We start from the raw sequence: 19,226 nt of genomic DNA on the forward strand, positions 1-19,226 counted from the left end.
CGGCCCTTATCAAGGGACTACAAATATTGCTCATGTTGCATTCATGCAGCAGGCACAAGAAGTTCTTAAATCCTTCTGGAGAAAAACATGAAAATAGTAAAAACCTCAGGAGCGCTGAGCCTGCTGGCACTCGCTGTCATCGTCAGCCCATTCGCAGTGGCGGACGATTCAGGCTGGTACGCCGGGGCCAACGTTGGCCAGTCAAGAGCGAAAATCGACGACGCACGGATCACCAGCGGTCTGCTGGGATCAGGTTTTGCGACGACCTCGATCAACGATGACGACCGCAGCACCGGTTATAAGGTGTTTGGCGGATACCAGATCAACAAGAATTTTGCCCTTGAAGGCGGCTATTTCGATCTGGGCAAGTTCGGTTTTACGGCAACCACGGTACCGGCGGGAACGCTGAACGGCAATATCAAGCTCAGAGGCGTGAATTTCGATGCAGTCGGTATTTTGCCCATCACTGAAAAGTTTTCTGCGTTTGGCCGGGCCGGCGTGAACTACGCTCAAGCCAGAGACTCTTTCAGCGGAACCGGGTTAGTCAACGTGCTCAATCCCAACCCCAGCACGCACAGAGCGAACTTCAAGTTAGGTCTGGGGGTTCAGTACGCTTTCACCGAAGCGCTCGCCATGCGCGCCGAGGTGGAACGCTATCGGATCAACGATGCCGTCGGTAACAAAGGTGACGTCGATCATCTCTCGGTCGGGCTGGTCTATCGGTTCGGCGGCAAAACGCCGAGCGCCGCCCCGCGCGCACCTGCGCCGGAAATTGTTGCCGCTGCCCCCGAGCCGGTTGTCGTGACGCCACCGCCTCCAACACCCGTGCCAGTGTCTGAAAAGGTCACGTTTGCTGCGGAGGCCCTGTTTGACTTCGACAAATCGGCAGTCAAGCCTGAAGGTAAGGCCGCCCTCGACGATTTGTTGGCCAAGCTGCAGGGCATGAACACGGAAGTGATGATTACGGTCGGCCATACCGATTCCGTCGGCAAAGCCGCTTACAACCAGAAATTGTCGATCCGGCGCGCGGAAGCGGTCAAGGCTTACCTGGTTTCCAAAGGCATCGACGCATCGCGCGTCTACACGGAAGGCAAAGGCAAAACACAGCCGGTCGCCGACAACAAGAGCGCGCAAGGCCGCGCCAAAAACCGCCGTGTCACAGTGGAAGTCGTCGGTACGCGTACCGAAATGAAATAAGCTCGCACGCATCGCACGCATCGCACGCATCGCACGCAAGCCACGCAAGTGCAAGGCCGTTCAGTCAAAAGCTGAGCGGCTTTTTTTCCGTCGATACATTGCCCTTTGTCTTGCCCTCGCAGCTTGCGGCCCGGCACATTCAATCTTTGGGCCGCTCACTAGCATTACCATTATTACCATTGAGCGAGACGCCACGTCAGCGACAGCGCTGTCAGTCCACTGATTCGTCAACTGGCTTCAGAAAGCCTCGAAACATGGGTGATGTGTTCGCCAGCGCACAGAATAGAAGCGTTGTAACCCCCGATAATCGTTGTCACGATGTCGACGCTACCCGGAAAATCGTCACGTTGCGGGGCACCTTTCGACATCGAAAGCGGCTTCATCCTGCTTGCCACAAGCGTTGAAACGGGTTGGCATCGCACATACAACATCACTTATAAGAGGGGAAATCATGCTCTATACAATTGCCGTCGTTTTGCTCATCCTGTGGCTGCTTGGCCTCGTCACGTCCTACACCATCGGTGGCTTCATCCATATACTATTGGTGGTCGCCGTGATCATGATATTGCTGCGCCTGATCAGCGGTCGCGGAATTTAGCAAGGTCTGATTGAGCGACACTGTCCACCATCCACAAAAGCTGAATTCGTTTACGTCAGACATTTCTCGCATTTTTACGGGAGCACCAACCGATCGTTCCATTTGGATGATGGTTGGTGGTGTCTAATCGTGGTGCCTTTGGATCGCTTCGCCACTATGCCGATCGGACATTCGCCACCACGGTGACCGTCGTCGGCCATACTGACAATATCGGCAGCTACACTCGCGCAACGGCCACATTGCCCGTGACGGTGAAATTAGCAACAAATCAGTCTCATCCTCGGTCAGTAAAACACCGCGCGTCGACATGCCTCTGATGGCGTGAAGAACTCGCCGCTTTTTCTCGTGCTCCAGATCTGGTGCCAGCACAGACAGTGAGCGTTCCCAGACTTGCCGTCGGTGCAAAGCTCCAATAGAGTCCGCGGCAATAAAAAAACCGCCCCAATCTGGGGCGGTTCGATTCAGCTTTGACAAGCCGCGTTACGAACTCAATTGCGGCGCGGGTCGTTCGGCTTGCGGTCTTGACGATTGGGTACGCCATCGCCGTCACGGTCATGGTCCATACGGTTAGGAATGCCATCATGGTCACGGTCGCCATGACCATTGCCCCGATTTCCGTTTTCGTTTCGGTTGTCATGGCGTTCGCCGTGCTGCCATCCACCGCGGTTCAGGCGCCAGCCATCATTGTCTTGTTGCCATTCGGGACGCTGATAGTATTGGCCGACGCGTACGCGTTCCCAGTGACCTGCAGTCCATACATGCCTTCCGCCATTCCAATTCCAATAACCAGGCGCCCATTCCTGTCCTCGGCGCGGGGCCGGAACGACTTCATATCTGACCGGAGGAGGGGCGTTACCAATAATGACATTGACACCTACTTGCGCGACCGCTTGCGTAGGGATAACAGCAGCAGTACTGAGAATAATTGCTGCAGCGGTATAGAGAATGCGTTTCATACCAATCTCCAATCGAAGTTGTATTTGCACGGAAAGACGGGCGCGTGCGGTGCTGGGCTGTTCCGATACGTTTGCCAATCCGTGCACCGCATGACAGTTATTTGAGCCAGTGGCGGCCCCGCAAAGAGAACGTTCCGCATGCGTGCGCTCTCTTTGACGACGTCTTAGTGGGTACTTCGTCTGCCGCTATGCGCGCCAACGTAGCGATTACTTCAGACGCATGTCGTTCTTGACTGATTTCACGCCATCGACCCCACGCGCCACGTTCACGGCTGTGACGATGTTGTCTTCGGAACGCACGAAGCCACTCAGTTGGACCGCGCCCTTGAAGGTTTCGACGTTGATTTCAGCGACCTTCAAGGATGGCTCTTTCAGGATCGCGGCCTTGACGCTGGTCGTGATCACGGAGTCGTCGACATATTGGCCCGTGCTTTCTTGTTTTGGCGTTGAGGCGCAACCGACGACAGCCGTCAACATGAGCGCGGTGATCAGTGTGGATACAATTTTGAGGTTTTTCATTTTGATATTCCTGGTTGGGGTTTGAAGTGCTTTTCCTGGCACCCCATTGCCGCAGAGTGCAGATAGGGGGTGAACTTTCTCAAGATGTTGCATCTTGCGCATACTGCGACTGTAGTAAATCTTGTTTCGCATGCTTGACTGCGAATGCGATGCTGTTGTGCGGCTATGCTATGACACGAGACTAAGGTGTAAATCGATCCAGGTCTGTACGCTAACGCACACAGCAACGCAGGTATTCACCAGCTGGCGCAATCGGACGGCGCCATTCGACCCGTCGTACTTCGGCGAACAGTTGCACAGCCAGAGCCACGCCCACTACCAGGGTAATCAATGCCGAGACCGACACCGTGGCAGGTACGCGGCGAAATAGTCTGTGCATGGTTGACCCTCAAGAAATGCGTGTCGGGATCGATTAACAATAACGCAGGGATCAGGAAAAACGCCACCATAGGACTTGATACTCGCCAGGCGTGCGCTAGCGTACGTCTGGCCGGTTTTGGGGGCGGCGCACCACTGAAATTTCCTTTTACACAATGCCAGTCCTGATGTGCGGTAGCACAGACGACAGCGCGTAAGGCGCAGTACCATACAGATGGACAGGGGGGTGTGTTACCTTGTCGGGGGCCGCATTCGTTCGGGCGCCGTTTTACATCCCACTAATTACAGACTGGAAGCAGGAAATCTGATATGTCCAGCATGCATGATCCGAACCAAAATCACCTGCTGGCAGCTTTACTCGACGCGGAATTCGGCCGCCTTGCGCCACATCTGGAATTGATTCCGATGCTGCTCGGCGATGTACTCTATGAGTCCGGTGGCAAGCTGCAGTACGTGTATTTTCCAACCACATCAATCGTCTCGCTGCACTATGTCCTCGAAAATGGAGGCTCGTCGGAAATTGCCGGCGTTGGCAATGAGGGCGTATTGGGGATTTCTCTTTTCATGGGCGGCGACACGACGCCGAGCCGCGCCGTGGTGCAGACGGGAGGACATGGCTACCGTCTCAAGTCCCAAATATTGATGGAGGAATTCAATCGTGCCGGGCCGGTGTTGCGGCTATTGCTGCGCTACACCCAGGCGCTGATCACGCAAATGTCGCAAACCGCCGTGTGCAATCGTCATCATTCGGTGGAGCAGCAATTATGCCGCTGGCTGCTGCTTACCCTGGATCGTTTGCCCTCGAACGAATTGACGATGACCCAGGAATTGATCGCCAATATGCTGGGCGTACGGCGCGAAGGAGTGACCGAGGCGGCCGGGAAATTGCAAAGCTACGGATTTATCCGCTATCGACGCGGCCATATCACCGTGTTGGACCGGGCCGGTTTGGAGGGCGGTGTCTGCGAATGTTATGACGTCGTGAAGAAAGAATTCGCCCGTTTGCTGTCCGATGTGCACCAGCGCCAAGGCAAGCCGGCGGCGAGCGGCATGGCCTGACACCGAGGAAACTGGCATCAGGGAGAGGACGTGTTGATCGATAGCGAATACCGGACGAAGCGCCAGGCGTTGCGGCTGCGCCGTCACCTTGTTTGAGCCGAGGCTAGCGCTCTTTGTAAGTTAATCAAAGTCAGAATTTATGTACAAAATGGAAAAAATGTCGGTCGAGCGCCTTATGTTGATCGGTCTCGGGATGACACTGGCAGTTCTGCTCCTGGTCGGTGGTATCGCGTGGAACAGGGCCGCGCCACCGGTCGCCGCTTTCATCGGGGCCAGTATCGTCTTGCTGCTCGCTTTCCTGGCACTGCTGAATGTGCGGATACGAGGGTTGATGCGCGGCCGTTTGGCGGTCGGACATGCAATGCACGAGGTACGGGAGCCATTGCTTAAAGCGGGCGCATTGCAGGATGCCATTTTCAACAGCGCCAATTTCTCCAGTATCGCCACCGACGCCCAGGGCGTGATTCAGATTTTCAACGTCGGCGCCGAACGCATGCTCGGTTACAAGGCGGCGGACGTGGTGGACAAGATCACACCGGCCGGCATCTCAGATGCGCAAGAAGTGGTCGCGCGGGCAGCGGCTCTGAGCCTGGAATTGGACACCCCGATCACGCCGGGTTTCGAGGCGCTGGTGTTCAAGGCCTCACGCGGCATTGAAGATATTTATGAACTGACCTATATCCGTAAGGATGGCAGCCGCTTTCCGGCGATCGTTTCCGTCACCGCGCTGCGGGATGCGCAAGAAAAAGTGATCGGCTACCTCTTGATCGGCACCGATAACACGGCGCGCAAGCAGGTCGAGGCGGAGCAGGCGCTGCTCGACCAGCGTTTGCGCGATCAGCAGTTTTACACGCGCTCATTGATTGAATCGAATATCGACGCATTGATGACGACCGATCCGCGCGGCATCATTAGCGACGTCAACCAGCAGATGGAAGCGCTGACCGGCTGCACGCGCGATGAATTGATCGGGGCACCGTTCAAGAACTATTTTACCGATCCGGAGCGGGCCGAGGCGGCCATCACGCGTGCGCTGCGCGAAGGCAAGGTTACCAACTACGAGCTGACTGCCCATGCCAGGGATGGCAAGGAAACGGTAGTCTCGTACAACGCGACCACCTTCCATGACCGCGACCGCAAGTTGCAAGGCGTTTTCGCGGCAGCCCGTGATGTCACCGATCGCAAGCAATTCGAACATACGCTGCAAGAAAATAACGTCGAACTGGAAAGTGCAAAGGCGGCCGCAGAAAAGGCCAACTTGGCGAAATCGGAATTTCTGTCCAGCATGAGCCATGAATTGCGTACGCCGCTTAATGCAGTGCTCGGATTTGCGCAGTTGATGGCATCCGAGACGCCCCCGCCCTCATCGGCGCAGAAGCTGTCGATCGATCAGATCTTGCAGGCCGGTTGGTATCTGCTGCGCCTGATTAATGAAATCCTCGATCTGGCGATGATCGAATCGGGCAAAGTGACGATGTCGCAAGAAGCGATGTCGCTCACCGATGTGCTGCAAGATTGTCAGGCAATGATTGAGCCGCAGGCGGATAAGCGCGGGATACAGATGACGTTCCCGCGTTTTGATAATCTGTTCTATGTACATGCCGATCGTACCAGGGTCAAGCAGGTGATGATCAATTTGCTGTCGAATGCGATTAAATATAATCAGGGCGGTGGCGCGGTCATTGTCCAGTGCGCGATGAGTGGCGAAAATCGGGTGCGCGTCAGCGTTAAGGATACCGGAGCTGGCTTGACGCCGGAGCAGGTGGCGCAACTATTCCAGCCGTTCAATCGGCTTGGGCAAGAGAGCGGTACCGAAGAAGGCACCGGCATCGGCCTGGTCGTCACCAAGCAACTGGTCGAGTTGATGCATGGCGTCATCGGCGTCGAAAGCAGTGCCGGTGTCGGCAGCGTATTTTGGGTCGAATTAGCTGCGGCGAGCGCGCCGGAGCTGGCGCCTGGCAGCAGCGGCGAGATCGGCGCGGATGAACCGGGTGATGTGGTGGCGCACGCATTGTCGTCCCAGCGCACGTTACTTTATGTCGAGGACAATCCGGCAAATTTGGCGCTGGTCGAGCAATTGATTGCGCGGCGCAGCGATTTGAAATTGTTGACGGCCATTGATGGTCATCTGGGCATTCAGCTGGCGCGCGCCTATCAGCCGGACGTGATTTTGATGGATATTAATTTGCCCGGCATCAGTGGTTTTGGCGCCTTGCAGATTTTGCACGACGATCCGGCAACAGCCCACATCCCAGTCATGGCGCTATCAGCCAATGCTGTTCCGCGCGATATCGAGAAGGGGTTGGAGGCTGGGTTCTTCCGCTATTTGACAAAGCCGATCAAGGTCCTCGAGTTTATGGATGCACTTGATGTCGCTTTGCATTATGCGGCGGAAAATGGCTTGGCAAGCGAATCACAGACAGTAAAGTAATTCCGCTGAATAATAGTTGGACGATTTTTGGGAAGAATGCAATGCTTGAAGCATCCGAGGTTCTAAACGCCAGCATCTTGATCGTCGATGACCAAGCAGCCAATGTCAGGTTGTTGGAACAAATGTTGCGCAATGCAGGTTACCAACGCATCACATCGACGACGGATCCACGCGCGGTCTGCACCTTGCATTCGGCGCATCGCTATGACTTGATTTTGCTCGATTTGCAAATGCCCGACATGGATGGATTCCAGGTCATGGAAGGCTTGAAGGCTATCGAGACGGACGGTTATTTGCCGGTGCTGGTCATTACGGCGCAACCAGGTCACAAGCTGCGCGCGCTGCAAGCGGGGGCCAAAGACTTCATCAGCAAGCCATTCGATCTGGTCGAAGTACAGACACGTATCCACAATATGCTGGAAGTGCGGCTGTTGTATCAAAAGCTGGACAATTACAACAAGCTGCTGGAACAAGCAGTGCAAGAACGCACCGCCGAATTGCGCGAGAGTGAAGCCCGCTTCAAGAGTTTTACGGAACTGTCATCAGACTGGTATTGGGAGCAAGACTCACAAGGACAATTTACCAAAGTTTCTGGCCCGGTCAGTGAAATGCTCGGCCTCGGACCGGACGACATACTGGGCGCTACCAGCACGGTGTTGGCAGGGTGGAATGTGGCCGAGCGCGCGTTGCTACATGCCAACATCGCCGCCCGTCGCCCCTTCCTCGATTTCGCCTACAGTCGCAGCAATGCCGACGGCACGATGCAATATCTGCAAGTGAGCGGGGAGCCGATGTTCGATTCAGCCAGCCGTTTTATCGGCTATCGTGGGATCGGCATGGAGGTCACAGACCGCAGGCGTCCGGACCAGGAACAAATGCGTTTTCGCAGTGCCATGGATGTGATCGATCAGGGCGTTTGTTTGCTCGATCGCGCGAGCATGCGCTTGATCGATGCCAATGAGACGGTTTGCCGCATGTCGGGTTATAGCCGGAACGAGTTGTTCGCCGTGGACCTGGCCGATTTCGGCATCGGCAGCAGCGAGTACTTGGCGACCATCTTTGATGCGTTGATCTCAGGTGGGCCAACGTACACGCAGACAGCGGAATTGCGACGCAACGACGGTTCGCCACTGGCCGCCATGATCGATTGGCGCGCATTGAAGGTGGTCGACACTTGGATCATTGTCGGCGTGATCAGCGCCGGTAGTAAACAGGACAGGTGACGGATTGTCACCTGTTATTCGGTGCCTGCAATTTCCGATCTATGGGTCATCTATGGGTCAGCGCCTTCTTCGCAGTTTCTCGCGCAATGCTGTATCCGGCTATTTTTCCCGCGTCGGAACACGCTCAGCTGAAAACCCTCTGCGAGCTTGACACCTCTTGCGTACGCCAGCTAATGTGATGCGGTTTTTTTTCATTGCTGCTTACACACCCAGGTAGCGTGACAGGGTATCGGATGCATTCAACAACGTTATCGATTCATCCGCTAGCACGATTTGTCCTTTTTCCAAGACCACCGCCACATCGGTATGAGCAAGAACAGATCGATAGTTACGGTCTACGATCAGCGTGCTGATCCCTGTTTGACTTATTTGCTTGATCACGCGCCAGATTTCCTGGACGATCAGCGGCGCCAAGCCTTCGGTGGCCTCGTCAAGTATCAGCAGATCGGGATTCGTCATCAACGCCCGACCAATGGATAACATTTGCTGTTCGCCGCCAGACAGCTGTTGTCCGCCGTGGTCGAGTCGCTCTGTTAGTCTTGGGAAGGTTTCCAGCACCCGCCCGTAAGTCCAGTCGCATCGGCCTGCAGCGCCAAGCCGCGCACTCATCACCAGATTTTCTCTTACTGAAAGATTGGGAAATATCCCCCGACCTTCCGGTACATAGCCGATGCCCAGGCGCGCCATGCGTTCTGGTGACGAACCTGTCACCTCTTTATCGCGCCATAGTATTCGGCCTGATGCAGCAGGGACGAAGCCCATCAAGCTGCGGATCAGTGTGGTCTTGCCCATGCCATTACGGCCCAGTAGTCCGACTGCTTTTCCTTCGGGGATATCAAGATCGACGCCATGCAAAATATGGCTGTCACCGTAGTAGGTATTGAGCGATCTAATTTTTAGCATGGTTGGCTTAATCTGAATGAGTTTCGCCTAGATAGGCCACTTTGACGTCGTTGTTGTTGCGGATATTGTCTGGCACGTCCGTTGCGATCACTTGACCGTTCACCATCACAGTAATGCGGTCGGCAACACGAAACACCGCATCCATGTCATGTTCGACCAGCAAAATAGCATGTGCGGTTTTCAGCCTCTCAAGCATCGACAACATGCGATCGGTCTCTTCGGCCCCCATGCCTGCGAGCGGCTCGTCCAGTAGCAGTACCTTGGGATTGGTAGCAAGACACATTGCGATTTCCAGCTGGCGTTGCTGGCCGTGGCTAATGGTGCCAGCGATAAGATATGCGGAATCATGCAAGCCGGCAGATTCAATTGCATGCCATGCAGTCTCCATGCTATGCGGGCATGTTGCTGCCGCCTCCCATAGCATCCAGGGTCGTTGCGCTGCCGCTTGCGCGGCCAGGCGGCAGTTCTCGAGCACAGTGAACTTTGGAAATATTGTCGTGCGTTGGTAGCTGCGACCGATACCGGAACGCGCACGGCGCGCTTGCGACCATCCGGTAATATCGATTCCGCTCAATTTAATTGCGCCGCCAGACGCCGCAAGCTCGCCGGACAACATGTTGATCAGGGTGGATTTGCCCGCGCCATTGGTGCCGATGACCGCATGCACTTCACCGACGTGCAAATCTACCGACACACCGTTGACAGCAGCGAGGCCGCCGAAGCGACGTGTGAGTGCTGCCGCTTGCAACAGCGGCGGTGACGCAGAGGCAGCATTAATCATGAGGTGTCTCCGTATGGTGGCTGGGGTGGGGTGTCAACCGACGCTTGCCGGCTCTGCTGCGCTTCCATTGGGCGACCAGGCCGATCAAACCATTTGGCATGACGGCGACAAAAAATATCATCGTCAACCCCAGCGTCATTTGCCAGCTATGCGCGATCTGGCCGAAGATCGTTTCGGATGAATAAAATTCTTTCAGCAAGATAAACGCCGCAGCGCCAATGATGGCGCCGCGCAAGCTGCCCAAACCACCCAGAATAATCATCAGTAGTACCGCGCCGGATTCATGCCACGACAGCAGCTCCGGATTGACGGCGCCATTTTTTGCAACCATCAAAAACCCCGCCAGGCCCGCCAGCATGGCGGCGATGACGAATGCGGCCAGCTTGTAGTGATACGTGTTGTAACCGGTTGCACGCATGCGCTGCTCGTTGGCGCGGATGCCAGCGAGTGCATGGCCGAAACGGGAGCGCTGAATCATCGCAAGCAATGCGTAGCTTGCCACCAGGCAGCCGATCACAAGAAAGTACATGTGCAGCGGCTTTTCAAGGTCAAGCAGGGTGAAGTCGCCAATGCGCAATGCCGGCCGGAACGTGAGGAAAATGCCATCGCTGCCACCGCCGATGGACGTGTCGTGAAACACGAAATAAGCCATCTGCGCAAACGCCAGCGTCACCATGATGAAATACACGCCTTTGGTGCGCAGGCTGAGCGCGCCGACGAAAAGCGCATAAGCGCCGGCGCCGAGCATCGCCAGCGGCAACAGCCAGCCGATCGAGGAAGCCGAAGAGTCAGACGATGCCAGTACCGTGATGTAAGCGGCAATGCCAAAGAATGCGGCATGCCCAAGACTGATCAGGCCGGTGGTGCCGACCAGCAGTTCCAGGCTCAGCGCAAAGATTGCGTAAATCACGATCTTCAGCACCAGATCCTGCAGATAGGACGACAGGAACATCGGTAGTGCGGCGAGTACGACGGCGACAGCCACTGGCAGCAGCCAGTGCTGAATATTGCTGTGGGAACGCTTGATAGCCGGACTGGAGAGGGATGATATGGCCATGATTTTAGTATCCTTTGCTTTTCAGGCCTTCGGGGCGCCAGATCAGAATCAGTGCCATAAGCAGGTACACGCTAAGGCCGCTGAACTGGGCGAAAAAGACTTTGCCGAAGGTGTCGACAAAACCCACCAGCAATGACGCGATCAAGGCGCCTGAAATGGAGCCGATGCCGCCGATGACGACAACGACGAAACAGATAATCAGGATCTGCCCACCCATGCCCGGATAGACCGACGACATCGGTGCCGCAATCATGCCGGCCAGTGCCGCAAGCGCCACACCGGCAGCAAATACAACGCGATACAACAGTTTGATATTGATACCGAGACCGCGCACCATGTCGCGGTTGCTGGCGCCGGCCCGGATCATCATGCCCAGCCGTGTGCGGTTGACCACAAAATACAAGCCGATTGCCACCACCAGGCAGGCCGCCGAAGCGAACAGGCTGTATACCGGGTAGCTCATCAAGTCGCCAAGCCGGATGCTGCCGGATAACCACGGCGGTGCTTTGACGCCGTGCACCTCGTTGCCGACCAGAAGACTGCGCGCTTCCTCGAATACCAGGATCAGCGAATAGGTCATCAGCACCTGCTGCAGGTGATCACGCTGATACAGATAGCTGAAAAACAGCCATTCCAGTATGAAGCCGAACGAAGCCGCCAGCACGACCCCGGCCAGCAGCTGCAGCAAAAACTGATCCCCGAACAGAGGTGCTAGCCCAAACGCCAGATACGCGCCTATCATGTAAAAGCTGCCGTGCGCCAGATTGATCACACCCATGATGCCGAAAATCAGGGTCAGACCGCTCGCCACCAGAAACAGCAGCAAGCCATATTGCACAGCGTTCAAACACTGCGCCAGAAACGTAGAGATATCCATGGTGATTCCAGGTAGCAAAGGGAGCGATGCGAACAGGCGGTGAGCATTCGCGAGAGGTGCCTGGGTGGCGACGGTGACGTTGCCACCCAGGCACCTGCTGCCAAAACATCACATCCTGCAACCCTTGGCCGGATCAGCCAGTGCCTTGATCGCGACGTTCTTGAGTTCGTTATTGTTGGCTTTGACCTGACGCAGATAGATATCCTGAACCGGGTTATGCGCAGCCGATAAGGTGAATTTGCCGCGCGGGCTATCAATCTGCGCCGCCGCCATACCGGCGATGACCGTGTCCTGTTTCTTGATATCACCGCTCGCCGCTTTCAGGCCTGCCGCCAGCATTTGTGCCGCATCGTAGCCCTGTACTGCATAGACATCAGCATTGACCTTATAGGCTTTAGCAAAGCTAAGACGAAATGCGTTGTCGCGCGGCGTATTCAAATTGTCGGCATAGTGCAGCGTGGTAAACAGTCCTTGGGCTGCGTCGCCTTGCGCCTCCAGTGTGCCGTCCGTCAGGAAGCCAGGGCCGTACAACGGAATCGATTTGTTCAAGCCGGCCGCCGCATAGTCCTTGACAAACTTGACGGCACCACCACCGGCAAAAAATGCATACACTGCATCCGGCTTCTGTGCGGCAATCTGTGTCAGCAATGCCTGGAATTCCACATTCGGAAACGGTAGCGTCATGTTTTGCGTCACTTTGCCACCAGCCTTTTCGAATCCCTCGGTGAAGGCCTGCACCGACTCATTGCCGAAGGCGTAGTTCCAGGTAATCGTCATGATCTTTTTGTGTCCACGCTCCGCTGCAACCTTGCCCATTGCAAAACCAGACTGCCAACTGGAGAACGAACTACGGAAGATATTTTTCGCGCACATTGCGCCGGTGATCGCATTCGCGCCAGCATTCGGCACAATCAGCAGCGTGCCTGTTTCCTTGGCAACCTTGGCCATGCCAAGTGCAACACCTGAATGGACCGTGCCGACCAGGACATCGACCTGATCCCGCTTGATCAGCTTGTTGACGTTGTCGGTTGCTTTTGATGGGTCGGATTCATCATCGACCTTGAAATATTGTATTTCCCGCCCGGCCAGTTTGCCGCCCTGTTCGGAGACATACAGCTTGAAGCCGTTTTCGATCATCGTGCCAAGATTGGCATAGGTGCCAGTCGCCGGCAGCATCAGACCGACCTTTACTGGCGCGGTTTGCGCATGAACCTGGCTGGCAAGAAATAATGTTGCGGTCGCAACGGCGAGTCGGGTGATAGTGAATCGGGTTTGCATGTTGTCTCCTGCTAGTGTGGTTTATTAAACTCTGTGGGTAATAAAATGAGCAACTTCTTGGCTGAGTGCTTCTGATTGATCGCGATGCGGAGAGTGGCCGCATTGCGGTAGTACGACGATCTGTGTCGCGGGAATTTTTCTTTGAATTCCATAGATTTGTTCGAGGGTGCCGTATTCGTCGTCTTTGCCTTGAATCGCCAGAACAGGGCAAGTGATGGCGGTGAGATCGTTTTCGATATTCCATGAACGGAATGCGGGGTCAAGCCACACATCGTTCCAGCCCCAGAAGGCCGAATCGGGATCGGCATGATAGCGAGCTAGCCTGCTGCGCAAATCCTGCGTAACATAAACTTCACGAGCGGCACGTATGCTGTCGATTGTTTTGTCTTCGACAAAGATATGGGGGGCGGCGACGACAATCCCGCTGAGCTGTTGCGAAAAACGCGACGCATACAGCAGCGCGATCGACGCGCCATCGCTATGGCCGAACAGCCAGGGGCGCGCAATGCCCAGGTGCGAGAAAAAGACAGGCAGCACCTGATGCGCCTGCTCATGCATGAAGCTGACCGGCCACTTCTCTTCTGCAATTCTTGGGGTGGATTGACCGTAGCCGTAGCGTGAAAATACTAGTCCCGTAAAGCCGTAAGCACGGCAAAAGGACGCGGGAAAATCTTTCCAAAGCGCGATCGAACCGAGGCCCTCATGCAGAAACACGATCACCGGGTGCTCAGAACGTCTGGCGCCGACCCACTGATACTCCAGCCTGAGTTGGCTGTTGCGCCATTGAATATCGGCAAATTGGACGCCGCTATTGTGCATATCTGAACTCATTGCCGATGTATCCTTTCTACGGTCGATGCATTACTACCAGGTGCTGTCGCGCTTTGTCGCGAAGGCTCAGGCGCGCAACTTGAAGCGCTGTATCTTTCCTGTGGCGGTCTTTGGCAGTTCGTCGACGAATTTCATCCAGCGCGGGTATTTGTAGGGCGCCAGGCAAGCCTTTACATGCGCCTTTAGTTCAGCCTCCAGCTCGGGCGAAGCGTGAATGCCCGGCTTCAGCACGATAAAGGCAATCGGCTTGATGAGCTTGTCGTCGTCTTCCTTGCCTACGACGGCCGCTTCGAGAACGGCCGGGTGATCAATCAGCGCCGATTCGACTTCAATTGGCGAGACGTAGATGCCGCTGACCTTGAGCATGTCATCGCTGCGACCGGCATAGATGAAATATCCATCCTCGTCTTCATGGTATTTGTCGCCGCTGCGGGTCCAGTCGCCGAGAAAGGTGCTGCGGGATTTCTCGCGATTGTTCCAGTAAAGGGTGGCGCTGGTTGGACCGGAAATATGCAGTTCGCCCGGTTCGCCACGCAACACCGGCTTGCCTTCTTCATCGACCAATCGCACCGCATAGCCGGGAACCGGTTTGCCGGTGGTGCCGTGACGGACTGCTCCGGTGCGGTTGGAAAGAAAGATGTGCAGCATTTCGGTGGAGCCGATGCCATCGAGGATATCCAGGCCGAAATGCTTCGACCAGCGTTTGCCGATTTCCTCGGGAAGCGCTTCGCCGGCAGAGATGCAACGGCGCAGATTGAGTTCATCGCGGGCAGGCAGGTCCGGATTGGCCAGCATGGAGGCATACAGGGTCGGCACGCCGCAGAAAATGCTGGGCTGATGCTGGCGCAGGCGCGCGAAGACTGCCGCTGGTGTCGGACGTTCGGCCATGAGCACCGCCGTGGCACCAACCGCCATTGGAAATGTAAGGCCGTTACCGAGACCGTAGGCAAAGAATAGCTTGGCGGCTGAGAAGATGACGTCGTTCTCGTTGATTCCGAGGATCGGCCGTGCATACAGTTCTGCTGTCTGGATCAGGCTGGAGTGGACATGCACCGTGCCCTTGGGCGCACCGGTGGAACCGGACGAATATAACCAGAAGCAGGGCGTGTCGCTCGAGGTGGCTACGACATGAAAGTCGCCGTTGGCCTGCTTCAGCAGCGGGGTGAGTCCATCCGGAACTTGGTTGCTACCGGCGACGAGAATGCGCTCCAGGGTCGGCACCTTGCCCAGCAGTGGCTGGAACAGCGGCAGCAGCGCTGCTGAAACCACCGCAATTTTGGCCGCACTGTCGGTCAGCATGTATTCGTAATCACCCTGAGTCAGCAGGGTATTGACCGCAATTGGCACGACGCCAGCCTTGATCGCACCAAGAAAAGCCGTCGGAAAATCGATCGTGTCATGGATGCACAGAAGAATGCGCTGCTCTGCCACAACGCCCAATTGACGGAGCACATTCGCGAATGCGGAAGTTCTATGCGCAACGTCAGCGTAGGTGTAGACGCCGTTGTCGTCGATAAATGCAGGTTTGTCTTTTCGGCCTGCCAGCAGATTGCGTTCGATCAGATCATGCGCCGCGTTATAGCAACGCGGAATATCGATGACCGGCGGGCTCACACTATGGTCAGCAGTGGATAAATCCGACATTTCATCTCCTATTGATGCGCATCACATGTCCCATGCCGCGCGCTAAAACTTCGTCATTGATGCAGACAGTCTGAATTCGTCAATTTCTGCAAGGTCGATCTCTGCACTGTCGCGTTTGTTATTTTTCAAACGTTCCAGTTTGTTGCGGCGGGTGTCAGTTGCTGTAACGTGACTGACGATCCCTGCAGCGCCGCGCGACGGTGGTAAAAGCCGAGTGCGCGCAAACCGCCCAGTTCTTCGCCGCCACCGGCGCGACCTGGTCCGCCGTGGATCGATGCGGGCATCACATTGCCGTGACCAGTCTGGGTCTTGCCGACATCGGGACTCACCATGTGCACGCGACCATGCGTGCCGGCCAGCTCACGTCCGACCTGCGCCATCCACGCACTGTCTGCACTGAACACGGAGGCGACCAGCGACCCCAGGCCGCGATGGGCAAGCGACAGCGCATGCCCGGTATCGCGATAGCCAAGCAAGGTCGATACCGGTCCGAATACTTCATGGTCATGTACCAGCGCGGCCCGATCCGCATCGCGCACACCCAGCAAGGTGGGCGCAGCACATGCGGCGATGGCAGGGTCGACGTCGATCAGCGCTTGCGCACTGCCGTCGTATAGAACGGTGGCTTCGCTTGCCAGCCTGGCAATGCCTGCCTGCACGCTGTCAAACTGTTCGCGGCCGACCAGTGACCCCATGCGTACTTCTGCATGACGAGGATTGCCAACACTGACCTGTGCCAGTTTGGCGCCGACGGCTTCGGCCACCGCATCGAAAAATTGCTGGGGAACCAGCGCGCGGCGAATCGCGGTGCAGCGTTGCCCGCTCTTGGTGGTCATTTCACGCACCAGCTCATTGACGTAAAGGTCGAACGCTGCCGTACCCGGTGCCGCATCGACACCGAGAATGGACGAATTCAAGCTGTCCGCCTCGATATTGGCGCGCACCGAATGGCGTGAGATGGCAGCGTGCGAGCGGATCAGCGCGGCGGTATCGGCCGAGCCGGTAAATGACAGCACATCGAATGGCTGCAATGCGTCGAGCAGTCCGGCAGAACTGCCGCAGACAATGGACAGCGCACCCTCAGGCAAAATGCCGGCGGCGATCACGTCAGCCACCATGCGATGAGTCAGCCATGCGGTGACCGTCGCCGGTTTGATGATGACGGGCACCCCCGACAGCAAGGCCGGTGCCGCTTTTTCCCATAAACCCCAGGCCGGGAAATTGAATGCGTTGATAAACAGCGCGACACCGCGCACCGGTGTCAGGATGTGCTGCGATTGGAACAGCTGATCTTTCGACAGGATCGCCGCAGCGCCGTCGAGTAGCGTGCGGGCGTCGCCCAGTGCGGCGCCGGTCTTCGCGTAATAGCCAAGCGTAAATGACGCACCTTCAATATCGACGGCGGAATCGGCCTTGGTCGTCCCCGAATTGGCAAGCGAGATATCGTAGTAGGCGTCGCGATTGGCTTGCAGCACTTTCAATATCTCGCCTAGCATGCTGGCACGCTGACCGTAAGACAGTGCTTGCAGTCCGGCCGCACCTTGCGCGCGGGCGAATGCAAATCCTGCATCCAGACCTGCGGCAGGTCCACCCGCAGTGGCAAGCGGCTGGCCAGTGACCGGATCAAGTAGTGTGGCGCTGCGACCTGAATCAGGTTGCCAGACGCCGCTTAAATAGTTGGGTAGATGGATCATGTGAATACAATCAGAAAATGTGGAATCAGCCAGCAGGATCGAATAGTCGAATAGTGGAATTGCGGGTGCGATTACGCCGCTGCAGGCGTAAAGTCGATGGCGCCCTGCGGCAACAGATACAACACCAGAGCGCTGCCTTTGGTGACAGTAGGGCGGTGCCCGCTGCCGGGTTCATAGACGCACCAGCCTGCCGGATTTGAATCGAAACATGTGCCCTGTGTCAGCGGCATGATCAAATCTATCTCGCCGTTGGGATGGACATGGTAGGGACCGGCCACATTTTCCATCTCGACCACGTCGACGCTGAAACCGTGGGTCGCCTCAGTCGCCTTCAGCACGCGGCCATAACGTATGCCGCCACCTTCCCGATTGCACATCCAGCCTTCTTTGACGCCAATCTTGCAGGCGTCGAAAATCGCTTCGAACAGATCGCTTCCGGGGCCGTGCTCTGCATTGAGGTGCGCTTCAAGCGACGATCCCAGGGAAACACCGGCAATCTCTTCGGTCAGACGGGCAATCAGCGACTGAAATGTATTTATATCCATGTTTAGTTCTCCGGGAGAGTGCACTTATGGCTTATAGTGCATGAAGCATACGTGTTGCTAGGATTTATAGTGCATCTTGAATTTAGTATAGGTGCAGTATATTGCTTTAGTCAAGCGCTTGTACCTGCATCTCGAATATAATTTGTTGACCTTCTGATGCATGCTCATATTTAATGAGCGCGGCAAGGATAAATAATTTTTTACGGCAATATTTATGACTGACAGTTCAGAGCAAGCCAAAGATCCATTCCTGATTGCGCTCGGCGAGCGCTTGAAAACCCTGCGTGCGCGGCGCGGCCTGACGCGTAAGGCGCTGGCACGCATGGCCGATGTGTCTGAGCGCCATCTTGCCAACCTTGAATCTGGTGTGGGCAATGTCACGGTCCTATTTCTGCGGCAACTCACCTCGGTGCTCAATTGCACGCTGGCCGAAGCGATCGGCGATGAGACTGCATCGTCGCCGGAATGGCTGATGATTCGTGAAATTCTGCGTGGCCGCTCGGAGACTGAGCTGGCCAAGGGCCGCGCCGCACTGGCGGGCGTTTATGATGCGCCGACCAGCGAATCGGCACGCCGTCAGCGCGTGGCAATGATCGGTCTGCGCGGCGCCGGCAAATCGACGCTGGGGCAGATGTTGGCAGATAACTGGGCGGTGCCGTTCATCGAACTGAGCCGGCAGATCGAAGCGTTGGCTGGTTGCAGCATTTCAGAAATTTATAATCTGTATGGACCCAGTGCCTACCGGCGCTATGAATATCGCGCGCTGGAAGATGTGATCCGCCGCTTTCGACGCGCCGTGATTGCCACGCCAGGCGGCATCGTATCGGACCCTGCGACATTCAAGCTGTTGCTTTCGCATACGTACACAGTCTGGATGAAGGCATCTCCGGAAGATCATATGGGGCGAGTGCTGGCCCAAGGCGACACGCGACCGACCTCCGGCAACCGTGAAGCAATGGAGGATTTGAAGCGCATCATGGAAAGCCGCGCACAATTTTATTCCAAGGCCGATGAAGTGTTCGATACCAGTGATATGACGCAGGAAGCGGCTTTTATGGGCCTGGTAGACCAGTTGCGGGGTTCCGTGCTGGCGCAGGACAAAGTGTTTTATTAGGCGTTACAAGGCAGCAGACAAGGTGGGGTGGGAAGCCAGTTTTTCCGACTTGCGCCAAAGATGCGGATGCTGATACAAGACAAGGGCAGGCCTCGAGCCTGCCCTTGTCTTGTCCGCCAGTGGTTTTGCCGATTTGCAAGA

19 protein-coding genes and 1 pseudogene are annotated in these 19,226 nt (G+C 56.1%); 8 read left to right on the plus strand and 12 right to left on the minus strand.

All coding sequences use genetic code 11. The features are described from left to right. The first annotated feature begins 87 nt into the window (after positions 1 to 87). The 3 genes from ACFOFO_RS22445 to ACFOFO_RS22455 all read left to right on the plus strand — a co-directional run bounded on the left by ACFOFO_RS22445 (position 88) and on the right by ACFOFO_RS22455 (position 1,922). Complete coding sequence (locus tag ACFOFO_RS22445) at positions 88 to 1,197, plus strand: OmpA family protein (RefSeq protein ID WP_390332915.1); 1,110 nt, start codon at positions 88 to 90, stop codon at positions 1,195 to 1,197. Between the two features lie 451 nt (positions 1,198 to 1,648). Continuing rightward, entirely contained in the window at positions 1,649 to 1,795 is a 147-nt protein-coding gene (locus tag ACFOFO_RS22450; protein ID WP_390322765.1) for a lmo0937 family membrane protein, read from the plus strand. A gap of 10 nt (positions 1,796 to 1,805) precedes the next feature. Continuing rightward, positions 1,806 to 1,922 carry a DUF3185 family protein gene (locus ACFOFO_RS22455; protein WP_390332916.1) on the plus strand — a complete coding sequence of 39 codons (117 nt, stop codon included), beginning with the start codon at positions 1,806 to 1,808 and terminating at the stop codon, positions 1,920 to 1,922. A gap of 361 nt (positions 1,923 to 2,283) precedes the next feature. On the opposite strand, the gene ACFOFO_RS22460 is transcribed toward ACFOFO_RS22455, so the two are convergent. The 3 genes from ACFOFO_RS22460 to ACFOFO_RS22470 form a co-directional block, all read right to left on the minus strand. Then, the gene (locus tag ACFOFO_RS22460) at positions 2,284 to 2,751 is read right to left on the minus strand and encodes a hypothetical protein (protein WP_390322766.1); all 468 of its coding nucleotides are present in this window, start codon (positions 2,749 to 2,751) and stop codon (positions 2,284 to 2,286) included. 207 nt (positions 2,752 to 2,958) lie between these two features. Further along, the gene (locus tag ACFOFO_RS22465) at positions 2,959 to 3,270 is read right to left on the minus strand and encodes a BON domain-containing protein (RefSeq protein WP_390332918.1); all 312 of its coding nucleotides are present in this window, start codon (positions 3,268 to 3,270) and stop codon (positions 2,959 to 2,961) included. Positions 3,271 to 3,481: 211 nt separating this feature from the next. Beyond that, positions 3,482 to 3,649: a hypothetical protein gene (locus tag ACFOFO_RS22470; RefSeq protein WP_390322767.1), complete on the minus strand. Its 168-nt coding sequence runs from the start codon at positions 3,647 to 3,649 to the stop codon at positions 3,482 to 3,484. A 308-nt stretch (positions 3,650 to 3,957) separates the two neighbouring features. On the opposite strand from ACFOFO_RS22470, the gene ACFOFO_RS22475 reads away from it, so the two are divergent. The 4 genes and pseudogenes from ACFOFO_RS22475 (at position 3,958) to ACFOFO_RS22490 (ending at position 8,361) form a co-directional block, all read left to right on the plus strand. Continuing rightward, positions 3,958 to 4,707 (plus strand): Crp/Fnr family transcriptional regulator, encoded by a 750-nt coding sequence (locus tag ACFOFO_RS22475; protein WP_390322768.1) that lies wholly within the window; start codon positions 3,958 to 3,960, stop codon positions 4,705 to 4,707. Positions 4,708 to 4,882: 175 nt separating this feature from the next. Then, positions 4,883 to 7,138, plus strand: coding sequence for a PAS domain S-box protein (locus ACFOFO_RS22480; RefSeq protein ID WP_390332920.1), 2,256 nt, complete (start codon positions 4,883 to 4,885; stop codon positions 7,136 to 7,138). Positions 7,139 to 7,179: 41 nt separating this feature from the next. Beyond that, positions 7,180 to 7,989, plus strand: a pseudogene (locus tag ACFOFO_RS22485) (response regulator); the annotation flags it as partial. Between the two features lie 24 nt (positions 7,990 to 8,013). Further along, entirely contained in the window at positions 8,014 to 8,361 is a 348-nt protein-coding gene (locus ACFOFO_RS22490) for a PAS domain-containing protein (protein ID WP_390327914.1), read from the plus strand. 201 nt (positions 8,362 to 8,562) lie between these two features. On the opposite strand, the gene ACFOFO_RS22495 is transcribed toward ACFOFO_RS22490, so the two are convergent. The 9 genes from ACFOFO_RS22495 to ACFOFO_RS22535 form a co-directional block, all read right to left on the minus strand. Beyond that, positions 8,563 to 9,264: an ABC transporter ATP-binding protein gene (locus tag ACFOFO_RS22495; protein ID WP_390332921.1), complete on the minus strand. Its 702-nt coding sequence runs from the start codon at positions 9,262 to 9,264 to the stop codon at positions 8,563 to 8,565. Between the two features lie 7 nt (positions 9,265 to 9,271). Then, positions 9,272 to 10,045: an ABC transporter ATP-binding protein gene (locus tag ACFOFO_RS22500; RefSeq protein WP_390322769.1), complete on the minus strand. Its 774-nt coding sequence runs from the start codon at positions 10,043 to 10,045 to the stop codon at positions 9,272 to 9,274. Next, a complete protein-coding gene (locus tag ACFOFO_RS22505) occupies positions 10,038 to 11,102 on the minus strand; it encodes a branched-chain amino acid ABC transporter permease (protein WP_390332923.1) in 1,065 nt (354 codons plus the stop codon). The genes ACFOFO_RS22500 and ACFOFO_RS22505 overlap by 8 nt, the downstream gene beginning before the upstream one ends. A 4-nt stretch (positions 11,103 to 11,106) precedes the next feature. Then, positions 11,107 to 11,979 (minus strand): branched-chain amino acid ABC transporter permease, encoded by an 873-nt coding sequence (locus ACFOFO_RS22510; protein WP_390332926.1) that lies wholly within the window; start codon positions 11,977 to 11,979, stop codon positions 11,107 to 11,109. A gap of 108 nt (positions 11,980 to 12,087) precedes the next feature. Further along, complete coding sequence (locus tag ACFOFO_RS22515; protein ID WP_390332928.1) at positions 12,088 to 13,257, minus strand: ABC transporter substrate-binding protein; 1,170 nt, start codon at positions 13,255 to 13,257, stop codon at positions 12,088 to 12,090. 24 nt (positions 13,258 to 13,281) lie between these two features. After that, the gene (locus tag ACFOFO_RS22520; protein ID WP_390332930.1) at positions 13,282 to 14,088 is read right to left on the minus strand and encodes an alpha/beta fold hydrolase; all 807 of its coding nucleotides are present in this window, start codon (positions 14,086 to 14,088) and stop codon (positions 13,282 to 13,284) included. A 66-nt stretch (positions 14,089 to 14,154) separates the two neighbouring features. After that, complete coding sequence (locus ACFOFO_RS22525; RefSeq protein WP_390332932.1) at positions 14,155 to 15,732, minus strand: benzoate-CoA ligase family protein; 1,578 nt, start codon at positions 15,730 to 15,732, stop codon at positions 14,155 to 14,157. 125 nt (positions 15,733 to 15,857) lie between these two features. Beyond that, positions 15,858 to 17,426: a 3,4-dehydroadipyl-CoA semialdehyde dehydrogenase gene (locus ACFOFO_RS22530; RefSeq protein ID WP_390322771.1), complete on the minus strand. Its 1,569-nt coding sequence runs from the start codon at positions 17,424 to 17,426 to the stop codon at positions 15,858 to 15,860. Positions 17,427 to 17,497: 71 nt separating this feature from the next. Next, entirely contained in the window at positions 17,498 to 17,971 is a 474-nt protein-coding gene (locus ACFOFO_RS22535) for a DUF4863 family protein (RefSeq protein ID WP_390322772.1), read from the minus strand. Positions 17,972 to 18,185: 214 nt separating this feature from the next. Here ACFOFO_RS22535 and ACFOFO_RS22540 point away from each other — a divergent pair, with 214 nt between their 5' ends. Then, positions 18,186 to 19,085: a helix-turn-helix transcriptional regulator gene (locus ACFOFO_RS22540; RefSeq protein ID WP_390332934.1), complete on the plus strand. Its 900-nt coding sequence runs from the start codon at positions 18,186 to 18,188 to the stop codon at positions 19,083 to 19,085. Positions 19,086 to 19,226: the final 141 nt, after the last annotated feature.

This window comes from Pseudundibacterium arcticum, from assembly GCF_042646465.1.
Classification (GTDB): Bacteria; Pseudomonadota; Gammaproteobacteria; order Burkholderiales; family Burkholderiaceae_D; genus Undibacterium_A; species Undibacterium_A arcticum.

Bases quoted from the DNA above. Each gene is read 5' to 3' on its own strand.
- ACFOFO_RS22445 (WP_390332915.1), top strand. From the start codon at position 88: ATGAAAATAGTAAAAACCTCAGGAGCGCTGAGCCTGCTGGCACTCGCT.
- ACFOFO_RS22450 (WP_390322765.1), top strand. From the start codon at position 1,649: ATGCTCTATACAATTGCCGTCGTTTTGCTCATCCTGTGGCTGCTTGGC.
- ACFOFO_RS22460 (WP_390322766.1), bottom strand. From the start codon at position 2,751: ATGAAACGCATTCTCTATACCGCTGCAGCAATTATTCTCAGTACTGCT.
- ACFOFO_RS22465 (WP_390332918.1), bottom strand. From the start codon at position 3,270: ATGAAAAACCTCAAAATTGTATCCACACTGATCACCGCGCTCATGTTG.
- ACFOFO_RS22470 (WP_390322767.1), bottom strand. From the start codon at position 3,649: ATGCACAGACTATTTCGCCGCGTACCTGCCACGGTGTCGGTCTCGGCA.
- ACFOFO_RS22475 (WP_390322768.1), top strand. From the start codon at position 3,958: ATGTCCAGCATGCATGATCCGAACCAAAATCACCTGCTGGCAGCTTTA.
- ACFOFO_RS22480 (WP_390332920.1), top strand. From the start codon at position 4,883: ATGTTGATCGGTCTCGGGATGACACTGGCAGTTCTGCTCCTGGTCGGT.
- ACFOFO_RS22490 (WP_390327914.1), top strand. From the start codon at position 8,014: ATGCGTTTTCGCAGTGCCATGGATGTGATCGATCAGGGCGTTTGTTTG.
- ACFOFO_RS22495 (WP_390332921.1), bottom strand. From the start codon at position 9,264: ATGCTAAAAATTAGATCGCTCAATACCTACTACGGTGACAGCCATATT.
- ACFOFO_RS22500 (WP_390322769.1), bottom strand. From the start codon at position 10,045: ATGATTAATGCTGCCTCTGCGTCACCGCCGCTGTTGCAAGCGGCAGCA.
- ACFOFO_RS22505 (WP_390332923.1), bottom strand. From the start codon at position 11,102: ATGGCCATATCATCCCTCTCCAGTCCGGCTATCAAGCGTTCCCACAGC.
- ACFOFO_RS22510 (WP_390332926.1), bottom strand. From the start codon at position 11,979: ATGGATATCTCTACGTTTCTGGCGCAGTGTTTGAACGCTGTGCAATAT.
- ACFOFO_RS22515 (WP_390332928.1), bottom strand. From the start codon at position 13,257: ATGCAAACCCGATTCACTATCACCCGACTCGCCGTTGCGACCGCAACA.
- ACFOFO_RS22520 (WP_390332930.1), bottom strand. From the start codon at position 14,088: ATGAGTTCAGATATGCACAATAGCGGCGTCCAATTTGCCGATATTCAA.
- ACFOFO_RS22525 (WP_390332932.1), bottom strand. From the start codon at position 15,732: ATGTCGGATTTATCCACTGCTGACCATAGTGTGAGCCCGCCGGTCATC.
- ACFOFO_RS22530 (WP_390322771.1), bottom strand. From the start codon at position 17,426: ATGATCCATCTACCCAACTATTTAAGCGGCGTCTGGCAACCTGATTCA.
- ACFOFO_RS22535 (WP_390322772.1), bottom strand. From the start codon at position 17,971: ATGGATATAAATACATTTCAGTCGCTGATTGCCCGTCTGACCGAAGAG.
- ACFOFO_RS22540 (WP_390332934.1), top strand. From the start codon at position 18,186: ATGACTGACAGTTCAGAGCAAGCCAAAGATCCATTCCTGATTGCGCTC.